At 74.2% G+C, this 26748-nt stretch carries 26 protein-coding genes and 1 pseudogene; 9 read left to right on the plus strand and 18 right to left on the minus strand.

Annotated features, from left to right (window positions below; genetic code table 11):
* Nucleotides 1–200: 200 nt before the first annotated feature.
* The 3 genes from GA0074704_RS00955 to GA0074704_RS00965 all read right to left on the minus strand — a co-directional run bounded on the left by GA0074704_RS00955 (nt 201) and on the right by GA0074704_RS00965 (nt 3976).
* A complete protein-coding gene (locus tag GA0074704_RS00955) occupies nt 201–1868 on the minus strand; it encodes a fumarate hydratase (protein WP_088968735.1) in 1668 nt (555 codons plus the stop codon).
* Between the two features lie 67 nt (nt 1869–1935).
* Nucleotides 1936–3354: an outer membrane protein assembly factor BamB family protein gene (locus GA0074704_RS00960; protein ID WP_088968736.1), complete on the minus strand. Its 1419-nt coding sequence runs from the start codon at nt 3352–3354 to the stop codon at nt 1936–1938.
* A gap of 127 nt (nt 3355–3481) precedes the next feature.
* A complete protein-coding gene (locus tag GA0074704_RS00965; RefSeq protein WP_088968737.1) occupies nt 3482–3976 on the minus strand; it encodes an Lrp/AsnC family transcriptional regulator in 495 nt (164 codons plus the stop codon).
* Nucleotides 3977–4116: 140 nt separating this feature from the next.
* Between GA0074704_RS00965 and hppD the strand changes: the two genes are divergently transcribed.
* The 3 genes from hppD to hisC all read left to right on the plus strand — a co-directional run bounded on the left by hppD (nt 4117) and on the right by hisC (nt 7563).
* Entirely contained in the window at nt 4117–5322 is a 1206-nt protein-coding gene (gene hppD, locus GA0074704_RS00970) for a 4-hydroxyphenylpyruvate dioxygenase (RefSeq protein WP_088968738.1), read from the plus strand.
* 148 nt (nt 5323–5470) lie between these two features.
* Nucleotides 5471–6463 (plus strand): RDD family protein, encoded by a 993-nt coding sequence (locus GA0074704_RS00975; protein ID WP_088968739.1) that lies wholly within the window; start codon nt 5471–5473, stop codon nt 6461–6463.
* Nucleotides 6460–7563, plus strand: a complete 1104-nt coding sequence (gene hisC / locus GA0074704_RS00980) for a histidinol-phosphate transaminase (protein ID WP_088968740.1) — start codon at nt 6460–6462, stop codon at nt 7561–7563. Before GA0074704_RS00975 ends, hisC begins: the two co-directional genes overlap by 4 nt.
* A 52-nt stretch (nt 7564–7615) precedes the next feature.
* Here hisC and GA0074704_RS00985 read toward each other — a convergent pair whose 3' ends face one another.
* From GA0074704_RS00985 to GA0074704_RS01010, 6 genes are all read right to left on the minus strand, one after another.
* The gene (locus GA0074704_RS00985; protein ID WP_197697582.1) at nt 7616–8431 is read right to left on the minus strand and encodes an NAD-dependent epimerase/dehydratase family protein; all 816 of its coding nucleotides are present in this window, start codon (nt 8429–8431) and stop codon (nt 7616–7618) included.
* Between the two features lie 102 nt (nt 8432–8533).
* Nucleotides 8534–9784 carry an outer membrane protein assembly factor BamB family protein gene (locus GA0074704_RS00990; protein ID WP_088968741.1) on the minus strand — a complete coding sequence of 417 codons (1251 nt, stop codon included), beginning with the start codon at nt 9782–9784 and terminating at the stop codon, nt 8534–8536.
* Nucleotides 9785–9870: 86 nt separating this feature from the next.
* Nucleotides 9871–10353: an SRPBCC family protein gene (locus tag GA0074704_RS00995; RefSeq protein WP_088968742.1), complete on the minus strand. Its 483-nt coding sequence runs from the start codon at nt 10351–10353 to the stop codon at nt 9871–9873.
* Between the two features lie 85 nt (nt 10354–10438).
* The gene (locus tag GA0074704_RS01000; protein WP_088968743.1) at nt 10439–10639 is read right to left on the minus strand and encodes a DUF397 domain-containing protein; all 201 of its coding nucleotides are present in this window, start codon (nt 10637–10639) and stop codon (nt 10439–10441) included.
* A gap of 157 nt (nt 10640–10796) precedes the next feature.
* A complete protein-coding gene (gene fahA / locus GA0074704_RS01005) occupies nt 10797–11993 on the minus strand; it encodes a fumarylacetoacetase (RefSeq protein WP_088968744.1) in 1197 nt (398 codons plus the stop codon).
* Nucleotides 11990–12856, minus strand: a complete 867-nt coding sequence (locus GA0074704_RS01010) for a hypothetical protein (RefSeq protein WP_088968745.1) — start codon at nt 12854–12856, stop codon at nt 11990–11992. The genes fahA and GA0074704_RS01010 overlap by 4 nt, the downstream gene beginning before the upstream one ends.
* Nucleotides 12857–12950: 94 nt before the next feature.
* On the opposite strand from GA0074704_RS01010, the gene GA0074704_RS01015 reads away from it, so the two are divergent.
* A complete protein-coding gene (locus GA0074704_RS01015) occupies nt 12951–14117 on the plus strand; it encodes a homogentisate 1,2-dioxygenase (RefSeq protein ID WP_088968746.1) in 1167 nt (388 codons plus the stop codon).
* A 55-nt stretch (nt 14118–14172) separates the two neighbouring features.
* On the opposite strand, the gene GA0074704_RS01020 is transcribed toward GA0074704_RS01015, so the two are convergent.
* The 5 genes from GA0074704_RS01020 to GA0074704_RS01040 all read right to left on the minus strand — a co-directional run bounded on the left by GA0074704_RS01020 (nt 14173) and on the right by GA0074704_RS01040 (nt 18121).
* Nucleotides 14173–15213 (minus strand): NAD(P)-dependent alcohol dehydrogenase, encoded by a 1041-nt coding sequence (locus tag GA0074704_RS01020; RefSeq protein ID WP_088968747.1) that lies wholly within the window; start codon nt 15211–15213, stop codon nt 14173–14175.
* A 138-nt stretch (nt 15214–15351) separates the two neighbouring features.
* Nucleotides 15352–16377, minus strand: coding sequence for a tetratricopeptide repeat protein (locus GA0074704_RS01025; protein WP_088968748.1), 1026 nt, complete (start codon nt 16375–16377; stop codon nt 15352–15354).
* Nucleotides 16378–16386: 9 nt separating this feature from the next.
* Nucleotides 16387–16872, minus strand: coding sequence for a 2-C-methyl-D-erythritol 2,4-cyclodiphosphate synthase (gene ispF / locus GA0074704_RS01030; RefSeq protein ID WP_088968749.1), 486 nt, complete (start codon nt 16870–16872; stop codon nt 16387–16389).
* Between the two features lie 13 nt (nt 16873–16885).
* Nucleotides 16886–17581, minus strand: a complete 696-nt coding sequence (gene ispD, locus GA0074704_RS01035) for a 2-C-methyl-D-erythritol 4-phosphate cytidylyltransferase (RefSeq protein ID WP_088968750.1) — start codon at nt 17579–17581, stop codon at nt 16886–16888.
* A 54-nt stretch (nt 17582–17635) separates the two neighbouring features.
* Nucleotides 17636–18121 carry a CarD family transcriptional regulator gene (locus tag GA0074704_RS01040; RefSeq protein WP_007073334.1) on the minus strand — a complete coding sequence of 162 codons (486 nt, stop codon included), beginning with the start codon at nt 18119–18121 and terminating at the stop codon, nt 17636–17638.
* 317 nt (nt 18122–18438) lie between these two features.
* Here GA0074704_RS01040 and GA0074704_RS01045 point away from each other — a divergent pair, with 317 nt between their 5' ends.
* A complete protein-coding gene (locus tag GA0074704_RS01045; protein ID WP_088968751.1) occupies nt 18439–19170 on the plus strand; it encodes a hypothetical protein in 732 nt (243 codons plus the stop codon).
* 117 nt (nt 19171–19287) lie between these two features.
* Here the strand turns inward: GA0074704_RS01045 and GA0074704_RS01050 are convergent, their stop codons facing one another.
* The 4 genes and pseudogenes from GA0074704_RS01050 to GA0074704_RS01060 all read right to left on the minus strand — a co-directional run bounded on the left by GA0074704_RS01050 (nt 19288) and on the right by GA0074704_RS01060 (nt 22033).
* The gene (locus tag GA0074704_RS01050; RefSeq protein ID WP_088968752.1) at nt 19288–19869 is read right to left on the minus strand and encodes a hypothetical protein; all 582 of its coding nucleotides are present in this window, start codon (nt 19867–19869) and stop codon (nt 19288–19290) included.
* 72 nt (nt 19870–19941) lie between these two features.
* On the minus strand, nt 19942–20997 hold the full coding sequence (locus tag GA0074704_RS01055) for a type III polyketide synthase (RefSeq protein WP_088968753.1): 1056 nt from the start codon (nt 20995–20997) through the stop codon (nt 19942–19944).
* Nucleotides 20998–21085: 88 nt separating this feature from the next.
* Nucleotides 21086–21223 (minus strand): annotated as a pseudogene (locus GA0074704_RS28650) (acyl-CoA dehydrogenase family protein); the annotation flags it as partial.
* Between the two features lie 51 nt (nt 21224–21274).
* On the minus strand, nt 21275–22033 hold the full coding sequence (locus tag GA0074704_RS01060; RefSeq protein WP_088968754.1) for a methyltransferase domain-containing protein: 759 nt from the start codon (nt 22031–22033) through the stop codon (nt 21275–21277).
* Nucleotides 22034–22078: 45 nt separating this feature from the next.
* On the opposite strand from GA0074704_RS01060, the gene GA0074704_RS01065 reads away from it, so the two are divergent.
* From GA0074704_RS01065 to disA, 4 genes are all read left to right on the plus strand, one after another.
* Nucleotides 22079–22918 (plus strand): UbiA family prenyltransferase, encoded by an 840-nt coding sequence (locus GA0074704_RS01065; protein ID WP_088968755.1) that lies wholly within the window; start codon nt 22079–22081, stop codon nt 22916–22918.
* Nucleotides 22919–23057: 139 nt separating this feature from the next.
* The gene (locus tag GA0074704_RS01070; RefSeq protein ID WP_088968756.1) at nt 23058–23858 is read left to right on the plus strand and encodes a hypothetical protein; all 801 of its coding nucleotides are present in this window, start codon (nt 23058–23060) and stop codon (nt 23856–23858) included.
* A 107-nt stretch (nt 23859–23965) separates the two neighbouring features.
* Nucleotides 23966–25414, plus strand: a complete 1449-nt coding sequence (radA, locus tag GA0074704_RS01075; RefSeq protein WP_088968757.1) for a DNA repair protein RadA — start codon at nt 23966–23968, stop codon at nt 25412–25414.
* A gap of 140 nt (nt 25415–25554) precedes the next feature.
* A complete protein-coding gene (gene disA / locus GA0074704_RS01080) occupies nt 25555–26739 on the plus strand; it encodes a DNA integrity scanning diadenylate cyclase DisA (protein WP_088968758.1) in 1185 nt (394 codons plus the stop codon).
* The last annotated feature ends 9 nt before the right edge of the window (nt 26740–26748 follow it).

Raw genomic sequence — 26748 nt, forward strand, 5'->3', positions numbered from 1 at the left:
GGACCCGCTCAGGCGATAGCGATCCGATAGCGGAACGGGGGCAGCGGGTCGGACACTCGATCCGGTTGTCGGTCACGGCATCCGACGGGGGCGGTGCGCCCCTCCGGGTCACTCCGGGGCGGGCGCACCGATGTCGATGCGCGACATGACGAAGAGGCGCCGGGCCGCAGCCCGACGCCTCTTGTCGCGTACGTCGAAGCTCAGCGCCGCCCGACGGTCAGCACCGGCTTGGTGACCTCGGCGAAGAAGTCGTTGCCCTTGTCGTCGACCACGATGAAGGCGGGGAAGTCCTCCACCTCGATCTTCCAGACCGCTTCCATGCCCAGCTCGGGGTATTCGAGCACCTCGACGTGCTTGATGCAGTCCTGGGCCAGCCGGGCGGCCGGGCCGCCGATCGAGCCGAGGTAGAAGCCGCCGTGCTGGTGGCAGGAGCGGGTGACCTGGCCGGACCGGTTCCCCTTGGCCAGCATCACCATCGAGCCGCCGGCCGCCTGGAACTTCTCCACGTAGGCGTCCATCCGGCCGGCGGTGGTCGGGCCGAACGAGCCGGAGGCGTACCCCTCAGGGGTCTTGGCCGGGCCGGCGTAGTAGACGGCGTGGTCGCGCAGGTACTGCGGCATCGGCTCACCCGCGTCCAGCCGCTCGGCGATCTTGGCGTGCGCGATGTCCCGCGCCACCACCAGCGGACCGGTCAGCGACAGCCGGGTCTTCACCGGGTACTTCGACAGCTCGGCCCGGATCTCGTCCATCGGCCGGTTCAGGTCGACCCGGACGACCTGCTCGGTGTCCAGCGTCTCGTCGGTGACGTCCGGCAGGTAACGCGCCGGGTCGGTCTCGAGGCGCTCCAGCCACACGCCCGACGGGGTGATCTTGGCGACCGCCTGCCGGTCCGCCGAGCAGGAGACGGCGATCGCCACCGGGCAGGAGGCGCCGTGCCGGGGCAGCCGGACCACCCGCACGTCGTGGCAGAAGTACCGGCCGCCGAACTGCGCGCCGATGCCGAAGTTGCGGGTCAGCTCCAGCACCTGCGCCTCCAGCTCCAGGTCGCGGAAGCCGTGCGCGGTCATCGAACCCTCCGTCGGGAGGGCGTCCAGGTACTTCGCGGAGGCGTACTTGGCGGTCTTGAGGGCGTACTCGGCGGAGGTGCCACCGACGACGATCGCCAGGTGGTACGGCGGGCAGGCCGCGGTGCCGATCAGCCGGAGCTTCTCCTCCAGGAACTGCATCATCCGCGTCGGGTTCAGCAGCGCCTTGGTCTCCTGGTAGAGGTACGACTTGTTCGCCGAGCCGCCACCCTTGGCCATGAAGAGGAACTTGTACGCGTCCGGGTGCCCGTCCGGGTCCTCGGCGTAGATCTCCACCTGGGCCGGCAGGTTGCTGCCGGTGTTCCGCTCGTCCCACATGGTCAACGGGGCGAGCTGGGAGTAGCGCAGGTTCAACCGGGTGTACGCCTGGTAGACGCCACGGGAGATCGCCTCGGCGTCGGCACCGTCGGTCAGCACGTGCCGGCCCCGCTTGCCCATCACGATCGCGGTGCCGGTGTCCTGGCACATCGGCAGCACGCCACCGGCGGCGATGTTGGCGTTGCGCAGCAGGTCGAGCGCGACGAACCGGTCGTTCGGCGAGGCCGCCGGGTCGTCGATGATCGACCGCAGCTGGGCCAGGTGCGCGGGGCGCAGGAAGTGCGCGATGTCGTGCATCGCCTCGGCGGTCAGCGCGGTCAGCGCGGCCGGCTCGACGGTGAGGAACCGACGGCCCCCGGGGCCGTTGACGACATCCACGCCCTCGTCGGTGACCAGGCGGTACTCGGTCTGGTCCGGACCCGTCGGCAGCAGGGGAGCGTAGGAGAACGAGGCGGCACTGCTCATGAGCGGAAAGCCTAGGGCAGACCGGTCGATCGGTGACACCCGCCGGGTGGGTCGTGGGACGCCGCTCTCACCGGTCCTTGTCGTCCGGCTCGGAGCAGAGCTCCCGCTTCGGGCCGCAGTCCTGGCCGGAGCCGGGCCCGCCGTCGGTGCCGCCCGGCCCGGGTCCACCGCCGCCGTCGGTGCCCGGTGGGAGCGGACCGGGGTCGCCGGGCGCGCCGGCGCCGAAGCGGACGTAGCCGATCTCCCGCCCCTCGCCGATGATCATGCCGGTCGGCCCGACCGCCAGCGCGTTCGCCGAGCTGCGCAGCTCCGCCAGCTCCCGCCCGGTACGCGGGTGGAGCGCCACCAGCCGGGACGGCTTCTCGGTGACCAGCACGGCCGCGTACGGGGTCAGCGCGGCACCCGCCTTGCCGGGCACCGGGCGGCTCCACAGGCCCCGGCCGGTGGCCAGCTCCCGGCCCGCCACCGACTCCTTGTCGGCGGAACGGACCAGCGCGTACCGGTCGTCGACGGCGAGCAGCTTCTCGCCCTCGGCGTCGACCAGGAGCAGCCGGCCGTCGTACCCGTCGAGGACCGCCTCCCGGCCGTCCGGGCCGACCCCGACCAGCACGTTGCGGGCGCCCAACGGGTCCTGCCGCTGGGCGCAGCCGCCGTCGTCGGAGGTGCGCGGGTTGACCCCGGTCCGCCGCCACACCTCCTGCCCGGTGGCCGGGTCGCGGGCGGAGAGGACGAAGTAGCAGGCGCCGTCCCGGGCGGTGGCGGTGATCCGCAGCAGCCGGCCGCCGATCACGGCGAGCCGCTCGTCCCGGCCCGGCTGGACGTTCTGCACGACCCGGCCGGTGGCGGTGTCCACCACATGCACCCGGCCGTCGACGGGGAAGCCGAGCAGCGGTGGGGCCGCCTCGGGGCCGGCGACCCCGTCGTCGATCCGGTTCGCCGTGAACCGGCGGCTGTCCAGCAGGTTGGGGTTGTCGGCGAGCAGCCCGGTGCTCACGCCGGGCAGGAACGCCGTCCACAACGGCCGGGTCCCGCGCGGATCCCAGGCGCGCAGCGTGCAGTCGGTGGCGGCCACGCAGCGCGCGTCCAGCAGCAGGTTCCGGTACGTCCAGACCGCCACCGCGTCGTCGTCGTGGCGGCGGACCACGCCGGTCGCCGGGTCGATCAGGTCGTACCCCTTGACCAGCAGCTTGCCCACCGCGACGACCGCGTTCCGGTCGCCGCCGGCGACCGCCGCCCAGTCGGCCTTGCGCTCCCAGAGCTGTGCGCCGGTGGCCAGGCTGCGGGCCTCCACCCGGGTGCGCTGCTCGACGACCACGGTGCCGCCGGCGAAGGTGACGCTGCGCGGGGTGCCGCCGACCCGCTGCTGCCAGACCACGTCCGGCTCGGAGATCGGCTCGCTGCGGTCGACCCAGTCCCAGAGTCGCGGGAACGGGTTCCACACGCCGGTGGCGGCGAGCACGATCACGGTGACGAGCCCGAGCAGCAACCAGCCGCGTACGCCTAGGCCCCTCACACGGACACGGTAGCGACGATCACCGCTCCGTCCGGTCCCCCACGCCGCCGTGTCGCCACGCTTTCTCGGCCGGTGGCCGTGTTAATGGGACCGGGTCGCGTCAGCCGGACGCCCGGGCCGCGGAGCGGACCAGCGGCAACACCCGGTACGGGATCTGCTCGGCGAGCGCGATGATGGTCGACGCCCGCCGGATCCCCTCCGAGGAGACGATCTGGTCGATCACCCGTTGCAGGTCGGTGTTGGAGCGGGCCACGATCCGGCAGAGCAGGTCGCTGGAGCCGGTGATGGTGTGCGCCTCCAGCACCTCGGGGATGGCAGCCAGGTGCGCGGTGACCGGGTCGTGCCCGTGCCGCTGGCTGATCTCCAGGGTGACGAAGCTGGTCACCCCGAAGCCGATGGCGGCCGGCGAGACCTCCGGCCCGAAGCCGTTGATCACTCCCCGGTCGACCAGCTTGTCCAACCGGGCCTGCACGGTCCCCCGGGCGACCCCGAGCCGGCGGGAGCACTCCAGCACCCCGATCCGGGGTTCCTCGGCGAGCAGTTCGATCAACCGGGCGTCGAGGTCATCGAGCTGTACATCCTGACCAGTGTTCATGCTGTGGGACAGTACCGAATGCGCAACCTGACCAGGAATATCGCCAACTATTGCCCAGCACCGGCCGGGCCGGAGATCCTCGCCGGAGGAACAGGACCACGGCGGCCCACGAGGCCGGCCGGTACGCGAGGGAGGCCACCATGACCCAGGCGATCGACCGACCCCAGTCGACCGAGGAGGTCGACGTCGACGCGCTCGTCGGCGCCGTCGACCACGACATCACCCGCGACCCGTTCCCGGTCAAGGGGCTGGACCACGTCCACTTCCTGGTGGGCAACGCCAAGCAGGCCGCCCACTACTACTCCACCGCCTTCGGGATGACCTGTGTGGCGTACCGGGGGCCGGAGCAGGGCTACCGCGACCACGCCCAGTACGTGCTGACCAGCGGCTCCGCCCGGTTCGTGCTGACCGGCGCGGTCCGCCCGGACGCCGACGGCGCCGAGCACGTGGCGAAGCACAGCGACGGCGTCTCCGACATCGCGCTGGAGGTGCCCGACGTCGACGCCGCGTACGCCCACGCCATCGCGCAGGGCGCGACCGGCCTGATCGAGCCGCACGACGTCAGCGACGAGCACGGCACCGTCCGGATGGCCGCCATCGCCGCGTACGGCGACACCCGGCACACCCTGGTCGACCGGTCCCGCTACACCGGGCCGTTCCTGCCGGGCTTCGTGGCCCGCAAGCCGATCGTGGACCGGCAGCCGATGATCGACGCCGGCCTCCAGCCGAAGCGCTTCTTCCAGGCCGTCGACCACGTGGTCGGCAACGTGGAGCTGGGCCGGATGGACGAGTGGGTCGAGTTCTACAAGCGGGTCATGGGCTTCAGCAACATGGCCGAGTTCATCGGCGACGACATCGCCACCGACTACTCGGCGCTGATGAGCAAGGTCGTCGCCAGCGGCACCCGGAAGGTGAAGTTCCCGCTCAACGAGCCGGCGGTCGCCCGCAAGAAGTCGCAGATCGACGAGTACCTCGAGTTCTACCAGGGCCCAGGCGCCCAGCACATCGCCGTGGCCACCAACGACATCCTGGCCAGCGTCGACGCCATGCGCGCGGCCGGCGTCGAGTTCCTGGACACCCCGGACTCGTACTACGAGGACCCGGAGCTGCGCGCCCGGATCGGCAACGTCCGGGTGCCGATCGAGGAGCTGAAGTCCCGCAAGATCCTGGTCGACCGGGACGAGGACGGCTACCTGCTCCAGATCTTCACCAAGCCGGTGCAGGACCGCCCGACGGTCTTCTTCGAGCTGATCGAGCGGCACGGCTCGCTCGGCTTCGGCAAGGGCAACTTCAAGGCCCTGTTCGAGGCCATCGAGCGCGAGCAGGAGAAGCGCGGCAACCTCTGATCCGCGTGCCGGGACCGACGTACCCGAACGCCGCCGGTGGCGGGCCCCACGCCCGCCGCCGGCGGCGTCACGCCGCTGTGGGTGCGACCGGAGCCGGAGGTCCCCCGTGTGCCAGGTTCCCCGCAGGTGCCGTCGTTAAGGTGTCCGGGTGAGCGTGCAACCAGGGTGGTACATCGACCCCGCCGACCGGGACACCCGGCGGTACTGGGACGGCGAGGGCTGGGTCGGTGCGCCGATCCCCGCCGACGCCACCCCGCCGGCCGGTCCCCCGCCGCCCGAGCCGACCCCGCCGCCCGCGTCCGCCCCGCCGGCCGGCGTCACCGCCGCGCCGGGCTCGCCGGCCGCTCCCGGCCGCCCCGGCCAGCCGTCCCACCCTCGGGGGTACGCCCCACAGCCCGGCCCCGGCCCACAGCCGGGCCCCGGCCCGCACGGCCCCGGCCCGCACGGTCCCGGGCCGCAGGGGTGGGGTCCGCCACCGCAGGGATGGGGTCCGCCGCTGCCCGGCCAGCCCTACCCGCCGTGGGCGGGACGCCCGCCGGAGCCCCGCCCGCACGGCCTGCCGCTGGCCTCCTTCGGCGCCCGGCTGGTCGCCCGGCTGATCGACTTCGGCATCGTCTTCCTGCTCAACGCCGTGGTCAACGGCTGGTTCGTCTGGCAGTACGTCCAGGAGATCTCGCCGCTGCTGCGGGAGGCGGTCCGCCGGGCCGAGGCCGGTGACCGCAGCACCGAGCCGCTGCCCCAGCCCGGCCAGCGCACCGACGGGCTGCTGGTGGTGATCCTGCTGATCGCCGTGGCGCTCTGGATCGCGTACGAGGTGCCGTCGATGGCCGCCCGCGGGCAGAGCTTCGGCAAGCGGGTGATGCGGGTCCGGGCGGTGCCGATCGAGGCCGACCAGCCGCTCGGCGTGGGCCGGGCGCTGCGCCGGTGGAGCACCCTCGGCCTGCCGACGCTGCTCTGGTTCTGTTGCGGCTTCGGGCTGCTGCTCCAGCTCGTCGACGCCCTCTCCCCGCTCTTCGACCACCCGCTGCGGCAGGCGCTGCACGACAAGCGCGCCCAGACCGTGGTGGTCCAGGCGCCCCGCGGCACCACCCCCCAGCCCACCCCGCAGGACCGTACCGACCCCCCGGGAGACACCCCATGACCGACACCGGACGCCAGCAGCCGTCGCTGCGGCTGACCCGCGCCGACCTCGACGCGCTGCCCAACTACGTGCCCGGGCGCAGCCCCGCCGACCTGGCCCGTGAGCTGGGCCTGCCGGAGGCGATCAAGCTGGCCAGCAACGAGGTGCCGTACGGCCCGCTGCCCGGCGTGGTGGAGGCCGTCGCCGAGGCGGTCGCCGGATCGCACCGCTACCCGGACATGGGCGTGGTGGCGCTGCGCCAGGCCCTCGCCGAGCGCTACGGCGTGGACACCGACCGGATCGCCACCGGCTGCGGGTCGGTGGCGCTGGCCGAGCACCTGGTCCGGGCCACCTGCCTGCCCGGCGACGAGCTGCTCTACTCGTGGCGGTCGTTCGAGGCGTACCCGATCATCGCGGCGACCAGCGGCGCGACCAGCGTACGGGTGCCCAACGACGCCGGGCACGGGCACGACCTCGCGGCGATGGCCGCGGCGGTGACCGACCGGACCCGGATGATCCTGGTCTGCAACCCGAACAACCCGACCGGCACCGCGGTCCGCAAGGCCGAGCTGGACCGGTTCCTCGACGCGGTGCCGGACGACGTGCTGGTGGTCATCGACGAGGCGTACCGCGAGTTCGTCACCGACCCGGACGTGCCCGACGGGCTGACCTACCTGGACCGGCCGAACGTGGCCGTGCTGCGCACCCTGTCCAAGGCGTGGGGCCTGGCCGGGCTGCGGATCGGCTGGCTGGTCGCCGCGCCGGAGGTGGCCGGGGCGGTCCGCAAGGTGGTCACCCCCTTCTCCACCAGCATGGCGGCGCAGGCCGGCGCGCTGGCGGCGCTGGCCCAGGCCGACGAGGTCGAGCGGCGCTGCGCGCTGGTCGTCGCCGAGCGGGAGCGGGTCGCCGACGCGCTGCGCAAGCTGGTCCCCGACGTGCCGGAGAGCCAGGCCAACTTCGTCTGGCTGCCGCTGGGTGACCGGGCGGTGGAGTTCGGCAAGGCGTGCGAGGCGCGCGGCGTGATCGTCCGGCCGTTCCCGGGCGACGGCGTCCGGGTCACCATCGGCACCCCGGAGGAGAACGACGCCTTCCTGGCCGCCGCGGAGGCCGCGCTGGCCTGACCGGCCCGGTGGGCCGGGTCCGGGCTGGTTGCCGGGCCCGGCCCCGCGCCGCTCAGTGCCGCTGTCGGGACAGCGTGTACTCCGGGGTGGCGAACTCGCCGCCCTGCGGGCCGCGCATCGTGCTCCCGGCGTCGGGGATGCCCGCGGCGAACTCCTCCGCGTCGTCCCGCGGCACGAACCCCAACGCCGCCCCCGGCTCCAGCGACCACCAGCCGCGGGTGTTGGCGGAGACCGCGTAGAAGCACGCGTAGCCGACGTCCGGGGCCGACATGGCGGCCCGGAACGCCCGCAGGCAGTCGGCCGGGCTGAGCCAGGTGCTGAGGTGACGCAGGTTCGCCGGACGCTCCTCGTAGCTGCCGATCCGCACCGCCACCGTCGCCAGCCCGAACTTGTCGGCGTAGAGCTGGCACAGCGCCTCCGCGGCGACCTTCATCGCGCCGTACACGCCGTCGGGGCGCGGCGGCATCGACGGATGCACCGGCACGTCGCACGGATAGCAGCCGGTCGACCGGTTGCTGCTGGCGAACACGACCCGGCGGACGCCGGCCCGGCGGGCCCCCTCCAGCACGTGGTACGTGCCGACCACGTTGACCTCGGCCAGGTCGTGCAGGTCGGCCTCGTCGGCGATGCCACCCAGGTGCACCACCCCGTGCGCCCCGGCCAGCACCGCCGCCACCGCGTCCTGGTCGCGCAGGTCGGCGGCCACCGACTCGACCCCGTCCGGCACCCTCGGTGCGTCCAGGTCGGTCGCGACGAGGCGGCCGACCCGCCCGGCCAGGTCCGCCACCAGCGGCGTACCGACCGCGCCCGCCGCGCCGGTCACCACCCAGGTCTGCTCGCGCAGGTCTCCCATGCTCCGGTCGTTCATCAGCTTCTCCCCGTCGGCCGGTGGACGCGACGCCGGTGCGACGCGCCGGTGCCGACATCCTCGTACAACGGGGCCGGTGCCGGGGGCACCGGTGACCGCCCGTCAGGTCGCGGCCAGCAGCACCGGCTCGGCCTGGAGGAACCAGCCCTGGTCGTCGTCGTCCGGGGTGGCGTCCTCGCGGAGCCGCTCCACCGCCAGGTAGCCACCCACCGCGTACGCCATGCCAGTCTCGAAGGCGAGCCCGTCCCGGCCCAGGGTGAGCGGGAAGCGGGATCGCTGGGCGCCGGTCACCGGGTCCAGGGTGACCACGTCCCGGCGCTCGGTCAGCACGTGCAGCCGGCCCGGCTCGACGGCGAGGATCCGCACCGGCCCCAGGTCGCCCCGGCGCCAGCGTTCCTTGCCGGTACGCGGCTCCCAGCCGGTCAGCACCGGCCCCTTGGGCCCGACCGCCAACTCCCCGGCGAGGACGGTGCCCGCGGCGTCCAGCGCGGGCGCGGGGACCGGCTCACCGGCACCGACCAGCCAACCCCGGCCGGGCGCGTCGCCGGGGCCGGTGAGGCGCAATCCCCGGCACCGCGAGCGGGGGCTCAGGCAGCCGAGCGGGGTGACGGTGATCCCGACCGAGGCGCCCGGCGGCCGCCAGCGCAGGGCCACCGCCCCGGTGCCCGCGTCGCGGAACTCGACCACGGGCGAGCCGGCGCAGACGTCCATCGAGATCACCCGGCTCGTCGTCGTGCCGAGGTCGGTGCGGCAGCCCCGGTCACCGTCGACCCGCCAGAGGCGGCGGCCGTCGCCCAGCGCGTACCCGTGCAGCCGGCCCTCGCCGGAGACGGCCAGCACCGCCCGGCCGTCGGCGTCGCGGGTCACCCAGATGCCCTGCGGGTCCCAGACGGTGGCCGCCCCGGTCCGCCGGGCGGCGTGGCCCGCGCGGGGCTCCGGCCCGTCGGCGCGCCAGGCCACCCGCCCGGTACGGGCGTCCAGCGCCACCAGCTTCCCGTCCGACCAGCGGCTGACCACCGTGGTCCCCTCGGCCAGCACCGCGTCGAGCCGGGCCGGCCAGCGGCGGTACGACCAGAACGGGCTGACCCGGCTCGGCGCGTCGGCGGGCTGGTCGGCGTAGACCTGCCGGTCCGCGGCGTAGACCCGGACCCGGCCCTCGACCACGAGCGGGGCGACCGGGAGCCGGCCGAGCACCCCGACCGGGGGCGTGGCCGGCGCCGGCCACGCGGTCCGGGCCACGGTGACCACCTCGGCGGGGGCGAGCACCCGGTAGAGGACGGCCGCGGAAGCGACGACAGCGAGCAGCGCCACCACGGTGACGACCACCCGTCGACGTCCTCCGAGCACGCTCATCCCCCACCTCCGCCCGGCACCCTACCCAGCCGGCCCGGTCCGGCCCCGGCCAACCCGCGGACCGGGTCGCGCCGGTGGCGGGCCGGTCAGGCGGCGGCGGGCGCTCCGGTGGAGGGCAGCGCCCGGGCGAGGTCGGCCAGGTCACGGCGCAGGGCGCTCTCCACCGCGCGGGCGGCGAGCCCACCGAGCAGGAAGGTGACCAGCCGGCCGTACGCGGCGGTCACCTCGGCCTCCTGCTCGACGGTGACGGCGGTGCGGGCCCGCCGTCGGCGTTCCACCGAGCGCAGCGTCCAGGTGATCCGGTAGTCCACCCCGACGCCGGCCGAGCTGAGCACCAGCCGGTGCGGGGGAACGGCCTCGACCACCAGGAACTCCTCGACGAGCAGCTCACCGTCGGGGCGTTCGCGGCACTCCCGCCAGCTGGTGCCGGGACCGAACGGGCCGGGGGTGAGGGCCTCCACCTGGTCGGCGGTGGAGAGCCAGCCGGGCCGGGCCGCCAGGTCGGTCAGGAGTCGCCACACGTCGGCAGTCGACGCGTCGATGAACTCCGTGACCGCCACCGTGGACATGACACCTCCCGTGTCGTCCACCGTACGGCGGGTGAGCGCGGAATGGGGGGCCCACGGCGGGAATTCCACCGCGGGCACCGGCGGATCAGGGTCGGAGCCGGCCGGCCCGGAGCGCGCGCACGAAGGCCGTCCAGCCCGGCGGGCTCACCACGAGCGCCGGCCCGGCGGGGTCCTTGGAGTCGCGTACGCCGACCACGCCGACCAGGTTGTCCGCCACCTCCACACAGAGCCCCTGGTCGTTGGAGCGGCTGCTGGTACGCCACACGGCGCCCACGAGATCTGTCATTGCCCGTCACCTCCGGGTCGGAGAAGGAATTCCGGGACGACCAACGCGGCAACGTGGATCTTTGATCGCACCGGCTGTGCGACCGGCCCCGTCCGCGCTCGGGCGGGCGGGGCCGGGGCGGCCGGGGATCAGCGGACGACGCCGGGGCGGCGAGGGCTCAGCGGGCGGGGCGGACGGTGCCGGTGACCTCGCCGAGGGCGATGGTGGTGCCGTCCGGGCCGGGGGCGGTGGCCGAGATGGTGACCGTGTCGCCGTCCTCCAGGAACGTGCGCTCCGCGCCGCCGACCTTGACCGGCTCGGTGCCGCCCCAGGTCAGTTCCAGGAACGAGCCGACCTGACCGCGTTCCGCCCCGGAGACGGTGCCGGAGGCGTAGAGGTCGCCGGTGCGCAGCGAGGCGCCGTTGACGGTGAGGTGGGCGAGCTGCTGGGCGGGCGTCCAGTACATCCCGGCGAACGGCGGCTCGGCCACCCGCTCGCCGTTCCACTCCACGGCCAGCCGCAGGTCCAGCCCGAGGTGCGGGGTGTCGTGCAGGTATTCCTGGACCGGTGGGTCCTGGTCCGGCGCCGGCACGAACGCGTCGGCCAGCGCGTCCAGCGGGGTCACCCAGGCCGAGACCGAGGTGGCGAAGGACTTGCCGAGGAACGGCCCGAGGGGCTGGTATTCCCAGGCCTGGATATCCCGTGCGGACCAGTCGTTGACCAGCACCACCCCGAAGACGTGGTCGGCGAAGTCGTCGACGGCGACCCGGTCACCGATGGCGCTGGGCACGCCGACCACGAAGCCGACCTCCGCCTCGATGTCGAGGCGTACCGACGGGCCGGTGGTCGGACCCTGGGGGGTGGCCCGCTGCCCGGTGGGACGGGTCACCGGGGTGCCGGAGACCACCACCGTGCCGGCCCGGCCGTGGTAGCCGATCGGCACGTGCTTCCAGTTCGGCAGCAGCGCCGGCTGGCCGGGCCGGAAGATCTGCCCGACGTTGGAGGCGTGCTGCTCCGAGGAGTAGAAGTCGACGTAGTCGGCGACCTCGAACGGGAGCAGCAGCTCCACCTCGTGCAGCGGCACCAGCAGCGGCTCCACCGCCGACCGGTGCGCCTCGTCGCTCAGCAGCTCGATGATCCGCTGCCGTACCGACGTCCACTGCGGACGGCCGAGCGCCATGAAGTCGTTGAGGGTGGGCCGGCCCAGCGCGCCGGCGGCCAGCACCAGGTCGGCCGCCTCGGCGCCGGCCAGGTCGAGCACGAAGTCCCCGACGCGTACGCCGATCCGCGCCGCGTCCGTACCGCGCCGGAAGACGCCGTAGGGCAGGTTGGTCACGCCGTACGGCGACCCGTTGGCACCGTCAACCCAGGTCATTGGTCGTATCCCCCGTTCACCAGCCCCAGCCGGATCAGATCGGTCAGTGGTTCCACGATGCTGCACGAGCCGTACCCGATCCAGAGCGGGCGGGGCCCGTCCAGGCGCTCCCGGGCCCGCTCGGCCAGGCCGACCGGGTCCATGGCGGCGAGCAGGACGGCGACCTCCGGCACCTCGGCGCCGTCGGCGGCGGCCAGGGTGGCGGCCAGCACGTTGCCGAAGCCGTGGTGGGTGAAGCCGGTCTCCGGGTCGAGGTGCCGGACGGCGTGGTGCAGCCCGGCGGTCAGCTTGAACGGCAGGTCCCGGTCCCGGCAGGCGCAGATCACGGCGGCCAGCTCGCCCGGGGTGGGGAACAGCTCGGCGGCCAGCCCGCCGGTACGGAACTTCGCGGCGATCTCCAGGCCGGCGGCCCGCGCCTCGGCGAGGGTGTCCAGGGCGGCCATCAGGCCGAGGGTCAACGGGATCTCGGCGTACACCTTGACGTCGCCGAGCCGCTCGGCGAGCTTGATCAGCTCGGTCAGGCCGGGCTGCGGGTCCTCGCCGCGCTTGGCGACGGGCACCTCGATCTGGCGCGCGGTGACACCGTCCGGGGCGAGGAACGACAGCGCGAACGGCAGCCGTTCGATGCCGGTGTCGCCGATCAGCCCGACGACGTAGCCCTCGGCGGGGTCGACCAGGCCGCTCAACGCACCGGTGGAGACCGAGGAGGCGGGCACCAGGAGCGGGCCGACCAGGTCGGCGTACCAGGCGGTGCGGTGGTCGCGGTGCGCGGCGACCGCCTCGGGCAGCGGTGCGCTGCCGGGCGGGAAGACCGCGGCGTCGTCGACGAGGCCGGCGAGGAGTCGGGGCACCTGCGTTGACACGGGACAAGAATCTACGGGACGCTACAAGGAACGGACAACAGCGTCCGATTATCGGACGCCATCGGCCGGAGAACGGGACGAAACGGGAGGCGAGATGCCCTACTACCGCCGCGTCGGTGAGGTGCCCCGCAAGCGGCACACCCAGTTCCGCCAGCCGGACGGCACGCTCTACGCCGAGGAGCTGATGGGCCAGGAGGGCTTCTCCTCCGACTCGTCCCTGCTCTACCACCGGTACGCGCCGACCGCGATCGTCGCCGCCGAGGAGTACGCGCCGCCGACGTACACCCGGGTGCCGAACCTGCCGCTCAAGCCGCGCCACCTGCGTACCCACAAGCTGGACGGCGCCGGGGCCGACCCGGTCCTGGGCCGGCGCCACCTGCTCGCCAACGACGACGTCCGGATCTCCTACGTGCTGGCCGACCGGCCCTCCCCGCTCTACCGCAACGCCACCGGCGACGAGTGTCTGTACGTCGAGGCCGGCGGGCTGCGGGTGGAGTCCCCCTTCGGCGTGCTCGACGCGGTGGCCGGTGACTACGTGATCATCCCGACCTCGACCATCCACCGGCTGGTGCCGACCGGCGACGAACCGACCCGGCTGCTCACCGTCGAGGCCAACGGCCACATCGGACCGCCCAAGCGCTACCTCTCGGTCCGCGGCCAGTTCCTGGAGCACTCGCCCTACTGCGAGCGGGACGTCCGGGGACCGGACGAGCCGCTGCTGGTCGACGGCGAGGACGTCGAGGTGCTGGTCCGGCACCGGCGCGGCTGGACGAGGTACGTCTACGCCAACCACCCGTTCGACGTCGTCGGCTGGGACGGGCACCTATACCCGTGGGCGTTCTCCATCCACGACTTCGAACCGATCACCGGGCGGATCCACCAGCCGCCGCCGGTGCACCAGACCTTCCAGGGCCCGAACTTCGTCATCTGCTCGTTCGTGCCGCGCAAGGTGGACTACCACCCGGACGCCATCCCGGTGCCGTACAACCACCACAACGTCGACTCCGACGAGATGCTCTTCTACACCGGCGGCAACTACGAGGCCCGGCGCGGCTCCGGCATCGAGCAGGGCTCGATCTCGCTGCACCCGTCCGGTTTCACCCACGGCCCCCAGCCGGGCGCCGCCGAGCGGTCGATCGGGGCGGACTTCTTCGACGAGCTGGCCGTCATGGTCGACACGTTCCGCCCGCTGGACCTCTGCGAGGCCGCCGGCGAGTGCGAGGACGACGGGTACGCCTGGACCTGGGCCCGCAAGGGCTGAGCGCGCGAAAGGCCGCGTCCCCACGACGGGGACGCGGCCTTTCGCTGTGCCCGGATCAGAACGTCGAGGCGTCGATCACGAATCGGTAGCGCACGTCCGAGGCGAGCACCCGCTCGTACGCCTCGTTGATCTTCTCGGCTCCGATGACCTCGATCTCCGCGCCGATCCCCTTCTCGGCGCAGAAGTCCAGCATCTCCTGGGTCTCGGCGATGCCGCCGATCATCGAACCGGCGAACGACCGGCGGGCCGGGATCAGCGAGAACGCCGCCACCGACAGCGGCTCCTCCGGCGCGCCCACGTTGACCAGCGTCCCGTCCACGGCCAGCAGCCGCAGGTACGCGTCCAGATCGATCTTGGCGCTGACCGTGTTGACGATCAGGTCGAACGACCCGGCCAGCTTGGTGAAGGTCTCCTCGTCGGAGGTCGCGAAGTAGTGGTCGGCGCCGAGCCGCAGCCCGTCCTCCTGCTTCTTCAGCGACTGGGACAGCACGGTGACCTCGGCGCCCATGGCGTGGGCCAGCTTGACGGCCATGTGGCCCAACCCACCCATGCCGATCACCGCGACCCGCTTGCCGGGACCGGCGTTCCAGTGCCGCAGCGGCGAGTACGTGGTGATGCCGGCGCAGAGCAGCGGCGCGGCGGCGTCCAGCTCGATGCCGTCCGGGATGCGCAGCACGAAGTCGTCGACCACCACGATGGCCTGCGAGTAGCCGCCCTGGGTCGGCTGCCCGTCCCGCCCGACCGCCCCGTACGTGCCGATGTTGCCCTTCAGGCAGTACTGCTCCAGCCCCTTGCGGCAGTTGTCGCACTCCCGGCAGGAGTCGACCATGCAGCCGACGCCCACCCGGTCGCCGACGGCGAACTTAGTCACCTCGGGGCCGACCTCGCGGACCACGCCGGCGATCTCGTGGCCGACCACGATCGGGTAGGTGGTCGGACCCCACTCGCTGCGCGCGGTGTGGATGTCGGAGTGGCAGATGCCGGAGAACTTGATGTCGATGAGGACGTCGTGCGGGCCCAGGTCGCGTCGCTCGATGGTGGTCGGGACGAGCGGTTCGGTCGCGGACGGGGCCGCGTAGGCGTTGACGGTGAGCACGATATCTCCGCTTCCTGCAGACGTTTCGTTGCAACGTCAACTACTACCCGCCCCCCACCCCGTCCGACACGTAGCGATTCTCACGCCGCCGCGCCCCGCGTCGGGCTGGTCACGTCGGGCCGGGTCGGCAACCGCCCGTCAGGCGGGGGTGCGGGTGAGGACGGCCAGCTCGGCCAGGGCGGCCACCGCGATGGCGAGCACGAGCGGCCACGGGGTGCCGACCAGCGCGTACAGCAGGATCATCAGCGGCGCGGCGGCCACCGCGTAGACCGCCAGGGCGAGGGTCCGGTCCGAGCGGACCAGCCCGGGCAGGACGGTCCGGGCCAGGTCGGGCAGCTTGGCGGCGTACCGCCAGACCAGCAGCCCACCGCCGAGGGCCGCGAACGCCGCCGCGAACCGGGACAGGCCCGGGTTGCCGGCGGCCAGGCACGCGATCAGCACGGCGGTCAGCAGCGACCAGCCGGCGCCGTAGAGCACCAGCTGCCGCAGACCGGCGGAGATCGTCCGACGGGAGTCGATCCGGCCCGCGCCGATGGTGGCCGCGTCCGCCAGGTGCTCCAGCGCCTCGCTCCACCGGCGCTGCTCCAGCCGGAGCACCCCCAGGTCGTGCCGCGCCTCGGCCAGCTGCGGGTCGAGCCGCAACGCCTCCCGGTACGCCCGCTCGGCCAGGTCGAACAGGTCCAGCCGGGCGGCCACCAGGCCGAGCACCAGGTGCGCCTGCGGCTCCTCCGGCGCCAACTCCACCCCGCGCCAGGCCGCGTTCAGCGCCGGCTGGCCGTTGCGCGCGCCGGCCAGGATCGCCGCGGCGCTGCGCTGGGCGTACGCGTCGGTCGGGCCGAGCGCCAGGATCTCGTCGGCGCAGCCCGCGGCGGCCCGGTACTGCTCCAGGTCGGTCAGGGCGAGGCCGCGGGCCACCAGCGGCGGCACGACACCCGGGGCGGCGGCCACGGCCGCGTCGGCGGCGGTGAGCGCCTCGGCGGGCCGGCCGGCGGCCAGGTGCACCCGGGCCAGCACGGTCAGCACCTCGGCGTTCGCCGGCTCCAGCGCCACGGCGTAGCCCAGCTCGGCGGCGGCCTCGTCGTACCGGCCCAGCTCGGCGAGGAGCTGGGCGCGCTGGAGGTAGCCGTCCGCGGCGGAGCGGTCGGGGGTGGTGTCGCTGGACATCGGGCGAGCCTAGGCGGCCGGCGCCTCGTACACCAGGGCCACCGCGACCCCGGTCAGGCCCTCCCCGCGCCCGGTGAAGCCGAGGCCGTCGGTGGTGGCGGCGGAGAGCGTCACCGGCGCCCCCACCGCCTCGGAGAGCACCCGCTCGGCCTCGGTACGCCGTGGGCCGATCTTGGGCCGGTTGCCGACGACCTGCACCGAGACGTTGCCGATCCGGAAGCCGGCCGCCCGGACCCGCCGCGCGCTCTCGGTGAGCAGCGCCACCCCGGGCGCCCCGGCCCACTCCGGCTGGTCGACGCCGAAGTTGGCGCCCAGGTCACCCAGGCCGGCGGCGGAGAGCAGGGCGTTGCAGGCGGCGTGGGCGGCCACGTCCGCGTCCGAGTGCCCGGCCAGCCCGTCCTGTCCCGGCCAGTGCAGCCCGGCCACCCAGCACGGCCGGCCGGGTTCGAAGGCGTGCACGTCGGTGCCGATGGCCACCCGAGGAACGATCATCAGCCGAGGGTAGCGGTCAGGCGCCGGTGGTCAGCAGGTACTCGGCGAGCGCCAGGTCGAACGGTCGAGTGATCTTGAGGGCGTGTTCCGAGCCCGGCACGCAGACGACCGGGACGCCCTGCTTCTCGACCAGACCCGCATCGTCGGTCAACGGGTCGCCGGCGGCGGCGTGCGCCGCGGCCAGCACCGCCCGGCGGAAGCCCTGCGGGGTCTGCACGGCCCGCAGCGCCGACCGGTCGACCGTGCCGAGCACCCGCTCGCCGGCGTCGACCTCCTTGATCGTGTCGACGACCGGGAGGACGGGGATCACCGCGTCGTGGCCGGAGCGGACGGCGGCGGCCACCGACTCCACCAGGCCGGGCGGGGTCAACGCCCGGGCCGCGTCGTGCACCAGGACGATCTCCGGACCGGCCGGGACGGCGGCCAGCGCGGCGGCCACCGAGGCCTGCCGCTCCGCGCCGCCGGGCACCACGGTCACCGGGGCGACCGGCGCCAACAGGGCGCGCACCGCGTCGACGTCGGCCGCCGGGGCGGCCACCACGACGGTGTGCACCGACGGGGCCGCCGCGATCCGGCGGACCGCGTGCACCAGGAGCGGCTCACCGCCGAGCAGTCGCAACGCCTTGGGAGCGCCCGGTCCGAGGCGTACCCCGGCACCGGCGGCAGGAACAAGGACCGCGACGTCACCGCGCGGATTGAGCTGCGCGGTCACGTCGCGGTCCTCGGATTTCTTTGCTGCGGGGTGGGTACGACGATGCCGTGGGAATCAGGCTTCGGTCAGCACCTTGTCGAGCAGCGTCTCCGCCTCGTCCTTGGTGCTCTTCTCGGCCAGCGCGACCTCGCCGACCAGAATGTCGCGGGCCTTGGCGAGCATGCGCTTCTCACCCGCGGACAGGCCCCGCTCCCGCTCCCGGCGCCACAGGTCGCGGACGACCTCGGCGACCTTCAGCGGGTTGCCGGAGGCCAGCTTCTCCAGATTCGCCTTGTAACGCCGCGACCAGTTGGTCGGCTCCTCGGTGTGCGGTGCACGGAGCACGTCGAAGACCTTGCCGAGGCCCTCTTCGCCGACCACCTCACGCACGCCCACGATCTCGGCGTTCTCAGCGGGCACCCGGACCGTCAGGTCACCCTGCGCGACCCTCAGGACGAGGTACTGCTTAGGCTCGCCCTTGATGACCCGAGTCTCGATTGCCTCGATGAGTGCGGCCCCGTGGTGGGGGTAAACAACGGTCTCGCCGACACTGAAAACCATAGGTTCGAAACCCCTTTCGCTGTGTCTAGGGTAACACGCTCAGGCACCGATGTCCCACCGCTGTCCTGACCGTTGGCGCAGCTCAGGGGCCCTGTGAGAGGTACTTCTTCGGCTTGACAGGCGGTCAAACCAATGGTTCGAACACGCTCCGTGACCGAGGCATGACAACCCGGTACGGGTGAGCGGAGCGTGGATTTCTCGGGCGATGCGCTCCCACCATGGTATCCCGCCGCCGCCCGTCCCGTCCGGGTGTAGCGGTACGCGGGCTCGTGCGGGACGCTTGAGGTCCGCTCACCGAGACGGTTTCAGGGGGTCCGATGGGCATGCGTGACGCCGAGGGACACGGCCCACCCGACGGGCTGCCCGACCTGCCACCCGAGTGGGGCCGGGTGGTGGTGCCGGACGACGCCTCCGCGCTGGCCGCCGAGGCCGCCCAGCTCCGCCGCGAGCTGCGCCGACGGGCAACAACCCGGCGTCGGCGCCGGCTGCTCGGCCTCGGGCCCGGCCCCGACGGCCGGCTGCCGCTGCGGCTGCCCCTGCTGGCCCTGCTGGTGGCGGTGCTCACCACCGTGGCCGGCCTGGTCGCGGTCACCTGGCCCCGCTCACCGCGCGGCGGCGCCCGCCCGACCGTGCTCCCCCAGGCCACCGCCGCCGACCTGGTCGGCCGGCCACTTCCCGCGCTCGACCTCGTCGGCCCCGATCAACGGCCGGTGCCGCTGCGCGGGCTGCTGCCCGCCGTGATCCTCCTCGTCGACGGCTGCGCCTGCCCCGAGCGGGCCACCGAGGCGGCCCTGGCCGCGCCAGCCGGAGTGACCGTCGTCACCGTCACCGGCAGGCACGCGGCCAGCACCACCCCCACGGCCACCGGCCCACCCGTCCTCGCGCTGGCCGATCCGGCCGGCGGCCTGCGCGCCTTCCTGCGCCTGCCCGTGCCCACCGGCAGGGCCACCGCACTGCTGGTGGACCGCTACGGCACCCTCACCGAGGTGGTTCCGCAGGTCGGCACCGTCGAGGACTACCGGGCCGAGCTGGAACGGCTCGCCGGCTGAGCCGGCGACCGGAGCAGCGCAGCCACCGGGCGGAGCAGCGCGGCCACCGGAGCGGCGCAGCCACGCCCCGCGGTCAGCCGCCCGCCGGCGGACCGAGCCGACGCTCCGGACCGACCGTCAGGACGCCACCATCAGCTGGGCGTCCACCTCGACCGGCGCCATGTCCACCGTCGACAACATGATCCGGGCGGGCACGCCCGCCCCGATCAGCTCCGCCGACCGGATCCGGCCGTCGCAGGCGGTCGGCGGCTGCTGCTCCCCCAACAACGCGCCGGAGACCGCCACGACCAGCTTCCCCGGACCCGTGCACCGCCACCGCAACTGGTAGCGGACGCCCTCGGTCGGCTGGACCTCCGCGTCCAGTCCGGCCTCCGGGCCGATCCCCTCGCTCGCCACCGCCCAGAGCGCCCCGGGCGACGGGAAGTCGGCGGGCCGGTCCACTGTCGGGCCGACCTCGACCGAGCCGACCGCCCTCTCGCCTTCGAGGGTCACCCGCAGGCTGCTCCGGTAGGCCGCCGAATCCGACCCGGACGGCGAGGTCGGCTCCACCCCCACCATCAGCCCGGCCGGGTCCGGCCCGGCGACCGGACCGGTCTGCGGGGCGGCGGCCCGCCACCACAGTCCCCCCGCGACCAGCGCCGCCACGGTCAACCCGGCCAGCACCCCGGCCCGCAGCCGGTCCTCCCCGTCGGCGTCCACGCGCCGAGCGTATCGGGCCGGCGCATCCGGCACCGCCCGCCGCGTCGCGGGCCGGTTCTCCCGGCGCAGCCGTCAGTCGGTCCGCTCCAGCAGGGCCGCGTACAGGGTCAGGCCCGGCCCGAAGGCCAGCATCACGATCCGCCGGGGCGGGTCGGCGGCCCGGCGCAGCCGGTCCACGATCAGCAGCACCGTCGGCGACGAACAGTTGCCGTGCTCGGCCAGCACCGCCCGGGACGCCGCCATCCCCTCCGGCGGCAGCGCGAGCTCCCGCTCCACCACGTTCAGGATCCGCGGGCCGCCCGGGTGCACCGCCCAGCCGTCCACCTCGGACGACGAACTCCCGTGCCGGGCCAGCAGGTCGTCGACCAGGCCCCGTACGTGCGCGGAGAGCACCTGCGGCACCTTCGGCGACAGGCCCATCCGGAAGCCGGTGTCGGTCACGTCCCAGGTCATGTGGTCCGCGGTCGAGGTGTCGGTGACCGAGGTGACCTCGCGGACCGCGTACCCGCCCGGCCGGTCACCGGGCACGATCACCGCGGCCACCGCCGCGTCGGAGAAGAGCGCGTGCGAGACGATCTGCTGGGTGTCCACCCGGGCCGACGAGGGCTGGATGTGCAGGCTGGTCAGCTCTGCGCAGAGCAGCAGCGCCGGACGACCCCGGGCGGTCACGAAGTCGCTCGCCGCCCCCAGCCCCGGCAGGGCCGCGTAGCAGCCCATGTGCCCGACGAACATCCGCTGCGTCTGCGGGGCCATGCCCAGGTCGCGGGCCAGCAGGATGTCCAGCCCCGGCGTGGCGTACCCGGTGCACGAGCAGACCACGAAGAGGCCGACGTCCCCGGCGTCCAGGCCGGCGGCGGTCAGCGCCCGGCTCACCGCCTCCTTGCCCAGGGGCAGCGCCTCCACCTGGTAGCGCCGCATCCGACGCTCGGTCGGCCAGTCCGACACGTCCTCCAGCAGCGGGTTCACCGCCGCCTGCCGCCGGGACACCCCGGAGTTGGCGAAGATCCGCTGGGCCAGCGCCCGCGTGGTGCCCGAGAAGTGCTTCGAGAAGAACCCGTCCCAGAGCTCGTCCTGGTCGGCGCCCGGCGGCTGCGCCGTACCGAGCCCCGCGATCACCGGCACCGCCATGTCCCCAACCTCCCGATCGGCACTGCACCCTCGACCGCCCACCCGGGCCGGCCGGCCCGGCCCGTCCCGGAACCGGACGGACCCGTACTCACCAACGCGGTGCCGAACCGTCGCGGTCCGGGTCACCGCCGACAGCGGCGATGCCCGACCGGTCGGCGCAGACGTCCGAGGTGGCCGGATGCGGCGAGCCGCACCGGGTGTCCCGGTGAAGCCGCTCCAGCGCGTGCACCGTCATCCTGCCCCCTTGTCGGCGTCTCTCTACCCTGCCAACCGACCGCTACCCCTGCCGGCGACCACGACCCTGGTAGAGCACGGCGGTGGACCAGGTCGGCACGATCCGCGGAGCGGCACCGGTGGCCGGGCCCGCGTCGCGCCGGGCCCGCCGCGCCAGCCAGGCCAGCGTCCCGCGCACCTGCGGTCGTACGCCCCGCACGCGCAGGTCGACGTCGTGCCGGGCGCACTCGGCGACCAGTTCGCCGGCGTCCACGAAGAGCCGTGGGTCGTGGATGCCCCGGGGCACCGTCGGCAGCCGCTCACCGATGTGGACCGCCACCACCCGGCTGATCAGCGTGTCGTTGAGGGTGTCCAGCACCAGCAGGCCGCCCGGGCGCAGCAACCGGGCCGCCTCGGCGACCACCAGTCGCCAGTCCGGCACGTGTTCCAGCAGCTCACCGGCGGCCACCACGTCGGCGCAGCCGTCGGCCAGCGGGACCGCCGTGGCGTCGCCGTTGACCACCCGTACGCCGTGCGCGGCGGCCTGGGCCAGCGCCGACCGGGTCAGGTCCACCCCGACGTGCCGGTAGCCCCTGCCGGCCAGGTGCGGGGCGAGCAGGCCGGCGCCGCAGCCCAGGTCGACCAGGAGGGCGCCGGGGCGGGTCGCCGGCGGGACCAGGTCGGCGCGGGCCCGCGCCAGCCAGTGCAGCATGGCGAACGCGCCGTCCGGCCGCCACCACTCGTCGGCGAGGTCGTCGTACTGCCGGGGGTCGTTGGGGGGCAGCACCCGGGGCGGGGTGGACACCGGGGCCGCGTCTCGCATGGACCGAGCGTGGCACGACTCCTCGGTAACGACCAGACTTCCCTTATGTCGTCTTCGGTGTTAGGGCTGGTCAGGGCGAGCCATCCGGAACCGACGGCCGCGGTCACCGCGGTCGCCGGGCTGCTCGCCTGGGGGGTCGGGCACCGGCCGGGCGGCGTGGCCGCCGTCGCGCTCACCGTGCTGGCCAGCCAGCTCGCGGTGGGTTGGAGCAACGACGCGCTCGACGCCGACCGGGACGCCGCGGTGGGGCGTACCGACAAGCCGGTCGCCGCCGGTGCGGTCCGGCGGCGGACCGTGGCCCTGGGCGCGGTCGCGGCCGCCCTGGCCACCCCGGTGCTGGCGCTGGCGACGAACCCGGTGGCGGCGCTCTGGGCCACCGTGGGACTGGTCGCCGCGCTGCTCTACGACTGGCCGCTGAAGTCGACCCCGCTGTCGGTGCTGCCGTACGCGGTCTCGTTCGGCTCGTTGCCGGCCTTCGTGGTGCTCGCGTTGCCCGGCACGCCGGCGCCCCCCGGCTGGCTGGTCGCGGCGGCGGCGCTCCTGGGCGCCGGCGCGCACTTCGCGAACGTGCTGCCCGACCTGGCCGACGACGCCCGGACCGGAGTGCGCGGACTGCCGCACCGGATCGGGGCGGCGGGCAGCCGGCTGGCCGCCGCCGGGCTGCTGCTGGCGGCGACCGCCACCCTGGTCCTGGGGCCGGCCGGGCCGCCGTCGTGGGCCGGCCTGTCGGCCGTCGCGGCGGCCGTCGTCGTCCCGCTCCTCGGTTGGTACGCCGGCCGCGCGGCGGCCCGCACCGGCGGGCGGCAGGTTGCGGCGTTCCGGGCCGTGATGCTGGTGGCCCTGATCGACGTGGCTCTGCTGCTGGCGGCCGGTCGGCTGGTCTGAGCGGCACCCGGGCAGGTGGCATTGCCGGGTCGCCGTGCGGGGCTCGATCAGCGGCAACTACCCTGGAGCGCGGTCTGCGCGGGTATGGCCACCGCGCCCGGCGAGGCACCGGGTGGGGATCGTGACGAGGAGGACCGACGTGACGCGCTCGATCTGGGGTTCCGGGCGGGCGGCCCTGCTGCTGGCCGGTACGGCGGCGGCGGCGAGCCTGCTGCTGTCCGGGTGCGGGGCCGGCCAGGTGGCCGAGACCGCCAACAAGATCCCCTCGGTGCAGGGCATCAACGTCCAGACCTCCGACAACCTGTACAAGGTGCGCGGCCTCTTCATCCCGTACCCGGGCACCGAGGGCTACAAGTCCGGCGGGAACGCCCCGCTGAACGTCATCCTCTACAACGACAGCGAGCAGCCGTTGACGGTCACCGTCACCACGGACGGCGCACGGCAGGTGGTGCTCACGGGTTCCGCGCCGAGCGGCGCGCAGGCCAGCCCGAGCGAGTCGCCGACCGAGCCGATGTCGGCCTCGCCCAGCCCGAGCGACCCGAGCGCCTCGCCGAGCCAGTCGGTCGGCCCGACGGAGTCCGCGTCGGCCAGCCCGTCCGCCTCCGCCTCCGCTTCGGCCTCGGCGTCCGCGAGCCCGTCGGCCTCGGCGAGCGCCGCGGCCCCGGCCGGCGAGCCGGCCCGGATCGAGATCCCGGCCCTCGGGTACGCGCAGTTCGTCCCGTCCAGCGGCGGCCGCCAGCTGGAGCTGGTCGGGCTGAACGAGGACCTGCTCTCCGGCCAGGCGATCAACCTGACCTTCGACTTCGGCAACGGCAGGACCGTCTCCACCGGCGCCCCGGTCGGCGTCCCGCTCACCCCGAACCCCAAGGTCTCCCCGATCATCAGCCGCGAGGGTGGGGCCGAGGCCGGCGGCGAGGGTGGCGAGGGCCACGGCGGCTGAGCACCGCCCGAATCGTTCTCCGGCACCGCCGGCGTGGTGAGAACCACGTCGGCGGTGTCGCCGTTTCGGGGTGGGAACCTGTCGTACCGGCCGGATAGCGTCCTGGGGTGACCACGTCCCGATCCACGCCCGCCCGCGCCGGCTCCGGCCGGGGCCGGGCCACCGCCCGCGAGCCAAGGCCGGCCTACGAGTGCGACGCCTGCGGCCACCAGCCGCCCAAGTGGGTCGGGCGCTGCCCGGAGTGCGGCGAGTGGGGCTCCGTCGTCGAGTGCACCGTCACCGGCCCGCTGGTCTCCGGCAAGGTGGTCAGCTCCCGGATGCCGGCCGAGCCGGCGAGACCGATCGCCACCATCAGCGCGGCCCCGGCCCGGGCCCGACCCACCGGGGTCAGCGAGCTCGACCGGGTGCTCGGCGGCGGCCTGGTGCCGGGCGCGGTGGTGCTGCTCGCCGGTGAGCCCGGGGTCGGCAAGTCGACGCTCCTGCTCGACGTGGCCCAGCAGTGGGCGGCGGGCGCCGGCAGCCCGTCGCTGGTGGTCAGCGGCGAGGAGTCGGTCAGCCAGGTGCGGCTGCGCGCCGAGCGGATGGGCGCCCTGCACGACCAGCTCTACCTCGCCGCCGAGAGCGACCTGAGCGCCGTCCTCGGCCATCTCGACGCGGTCAAGCCGGGGCTGCTGGTGCTCGACTCGGTGCAGACCATCTCGACCACCGGGACCGAGGGGGTGCCGGGCGGGGTGACCCAGGTCCGTGCGGTCACCGCCGCCCTGGTCTCGGTGGCCAAGGAGCGCGGCATCGCCACGGTCCTGGTCGGTCACGTCACTAAGGACGGCCAGGTCGCCGGTCCCCGGGTGTTGGAGCACCTGGTCGACGTGGTGCTGCACTTCGAGGGTGACAAGCACTCGTCGCTGCGGATGGTCCGAGGGGTCAAGAACCGGTTCGGCGCCGCCGACGAGGTCGGCTGCTTCGAGATGCACGAGGGCGGCATCAGCAGCCTGGCCGACCCGTCCGGCCTCTTCCTCACCCGCTACTCGGAGCCGGTGCCGGGCACCTGCGTCACGGTGGCGATGGAGGGGCGCCGGGCGCTGGTGACCGAGGTTCAGGCGCTGATCGGGGCGACCGTCGCCGGTTCGCCCCGGCGGACGGTGTCCGGCCTCGACGGGGCGCGGCTGGCCATGGTGCTGGCCGTGCTCCAGCGGCGCACCGAGCGGCTGACCCTGCACGACCGCGAGGTCTTCGCCGCGACCGTGGGCGGTATCCGGGTGGTCGAGCCGGCCGCCGATCTCGCGGTCGCCCTGGCGGTCGCCTCGGGCGGGCTCAACCTGGCCATCGCCCCGCAGCTGGTGGCGATCGGCGAGGTCGGCCTGACCGGCGAGGTCCGCCGGGTCGGCGCGGTGCCCCGGCGGCTGGCCGAGGCGGCGCGGCTCGGTTTCCGGCTGGCGCTGGTGCCGACGGGCTGCGCCCCGGAGACCACCGGGATCGCCCCGGCCAACATGCGGGTGATCGAGGTCACGGACGTCCGGTCGGCGCTCCAGGCTGCCGCCCGCGCATCGGCGGAGTGACCCACGGTGACGATTCGGCCGGATCGGCCGGGCGATAACGGACAGCGGCGCCCCGCGTCCGGGCCGGCTGGAGAGGACATCGTGACACATCACAGTAACCACGACAGCACCCACCGCAGGGCAGTCCGTAGACTGTGCCAGTGCCGATCGACCGCGATGCCACCAAGCCTGCCGGCGCGACGCCGCACGCCCGCACCGCTGCCGTGGGTTCGCCCGCCCGTCCGATCAGCGTCAGCGTGACCGGCAGCGTCGGCGGCTCCGGCGGCGATCCCCTGCGGGCCAACCTGGCGCTGATGGCGCCGGGCACCGCCCTCCGTGACGGTCTCGAGCGGATCCTGCGCGGACGCACCGGCGCGCTGATCGTCCTCGGCTACGACAAGGTGGTCGAGCAGATCTGCACCGGCGGCTTCCCGCTCGACGTGGAGTTCTCCGCCACCCGGGTCCGTGAGCTGTGCAAGATGGACGGCGCGGTCGTCCTCTCCAGCGACGGAACCCGGATCGTGCGGGCGGCGGTGCACCTGATGCCCGACCCGTCCATCCCCACCGAGGAGTCCGGCACCCGGCACCGCACCGCCGAGCGGGTGGCCCGGCAGACCGGCTACCCGGTGATCTCGGTGAGCCAGTCGATGCGGATCATCAGCCTCTACGTCAACGGGCAGCGACACGTGCTCGACGACTCCGCGGCGATCCTCTCCCGGGCCAACCAGGCGCTGGCCACCCTGGAGCGTTACAAGCTCCGGCTGGACGAGGTCTCCGGCACTCTCTCCGCGCTGGAGATCGAGGACCTGGTCACCGTTCGGGACGCGGTGGCCGTGGTGCAGCGGCTGGAGATGGTCCGCCGGATCGCCGACGAGATCGCCGGTTACGTCGTCGAGCTGGGCACCGACGGCCGGCTGCTCGCCCTGCAACTCGACGAGCTGATGGCCGGCGTGGACGCCGACCGTACCCTGGTCATCCGGGACTACCTCCCCGCCGGCCGCAAGCCCCGCACGCTGGACGAGGCGCTCGTCGAGCTGGACCTGCTCGGCGCCACCGAGCTGATCGACCTGGTCGCCGTCGCCAAGGCGATCGGCTACCCGTCGGCCTCCGACGCGCTGGACGCCGCGGTCAGCCCGCGCGGCTTCCGCCTGCTGGCCAAGGTGCCCCGGCTGCCCGCGGCGGTGGTCGACCGGCTGGTCGTGCACTTCGGCAGCCTGCAGCGGTTGCTCGGGGCGACCGTCGAGGACCTCCAGGCCGTCGAGGGCGTCGGCGACGCCCGGGCCCGGGGCGTCCGCGAGGGGCTGTCCCGGCTGGCCGAGGCGTCCATCCTGGAGCGGTACGTCTGAGCTGCGGGC

The organism is Micromonospora siamensis, from assembly GCF_900090305.1.
In the GTDB taxonomy this organism is placed as follows: Bacteria; Actinomycetota; Actinomycetes; order Mycobacteriales; family Micromonosporaceae; genus Micromonospora; species Micromonospora siamensis.

Bases quoted from the DNA above. Each gene is read 5' to 3' on its own strand.
- GA0074704_RS01065 (WP_088968755.1), top strand. From the start codon at position 22,079: ATGTCGTCTTCGGTGTTAGGGCTGGTCAGGGCGAGCCATCCGGAACCG.
- GA0074704_RS00955 (WP_088968735.1), bottom strand. From the start codon at position 1,868: ATGAGCAGTGCCGCCTCGTTCTCCTACGCTCCCCTGCTGCCGACGGGT.
- GA0074704_RS00995 (WP_088968742.1), bottom strand. From the start codon at position 10,353: ATGTCCACGGTGGCGGTCACGGAGTTCATCGACGCGTCGACTGCCGAC.
- GA0074704_RS01025 (WP_088968748.1), bottom strand. From the start codon at position 16,377: ATGTCCAGCGACACCACCCCCGACCGCTCCGCCGCGGACGGCTACCTC.
- GA0074704_RS00965 (WP_088968737.1), bottom strand. From the start codon at position 3,976: ATGAACACTGGTCAGGATGTACAGCTCGATGACCTCGACGCCCGGTTG.
- hisC (WP_088968740.1), top strand. From the start codon at position 6,460: ATGACCGACACCGGACGCCAGCAGCCGTCGCTGCGGCTGACCCGCGCC.
- GA0074704_RS00990 (WP_088968741.1), bottom strand. From the start codon at position 9,784: ATGAGCGTGCTCGGAGGACGTCGACGGGTGGTCGTCACCGTGGTGGCG.
- GA0074704_RS01015 (WP_088968746.1), top strand. From the start codon at position 12,951: ATGCCCTACTACCGCCGCGTCGGTGAGGTGCCCCGCAAGCGGCACACC.
- GA0074704_RS01060 (WP_088968754.1), bottom strand. From the start codon at position 22,033: ATGCGAGACGCGGCCCCGGTGTCCACCCCGCCCCGGGTGCTGCCCCCC.
- GA0074704_RS01055 (WP_088968753.1), bottom strand. From the start codon at position 20,997: ATGGCGGTGCCGGTGATCGCGGGGCTCGGTACGGCGCAGCCGCCGGGC.
- GA0074704_RS01040 (WP_007073334.1), bottom strand. From the start codon at position 18,121: ATGGTTTTCAGTGTCGGCGAGACCGTTGTTTACCCCCACCACGGGGCC.
- hppD (WP_088968738.1), top strand. From the start codon at position 4,117: ATGACCCAGGCGATCGACCGACCCCAGTCGACCGAGGAGGTCGACGTC.
- GA0074704_RS00985 (WP_197697582.1), bottom strand. From the start codon at position 8,431: ATGAACGACCGGAGCATGGGAGACCTGCGCGAGCAGACCTGGGTGGTG.
- GA0074704_RS01045 (WP_088968751.1), top strand. From the start codon at position 18,439: ATGGGCATGCGTGACGCCGAGGGACACGGCCCACCCGACGGGCTGCCC.
- fahA (WP_088968744.1), bottom strand. From the start codon at position 11,993: ATGACCTGGGTTGACGGTGCCAACGGGTCGCCGTACGGCGTGACCAAC.
- GA0074704_RS01000 (WP_088968743.1), bottom strand. From the start codon at position 10,639: ATGACAGATCTCGTGGGCGCCGTGTGGCGTACCAGCAGCCGCTCCAAC.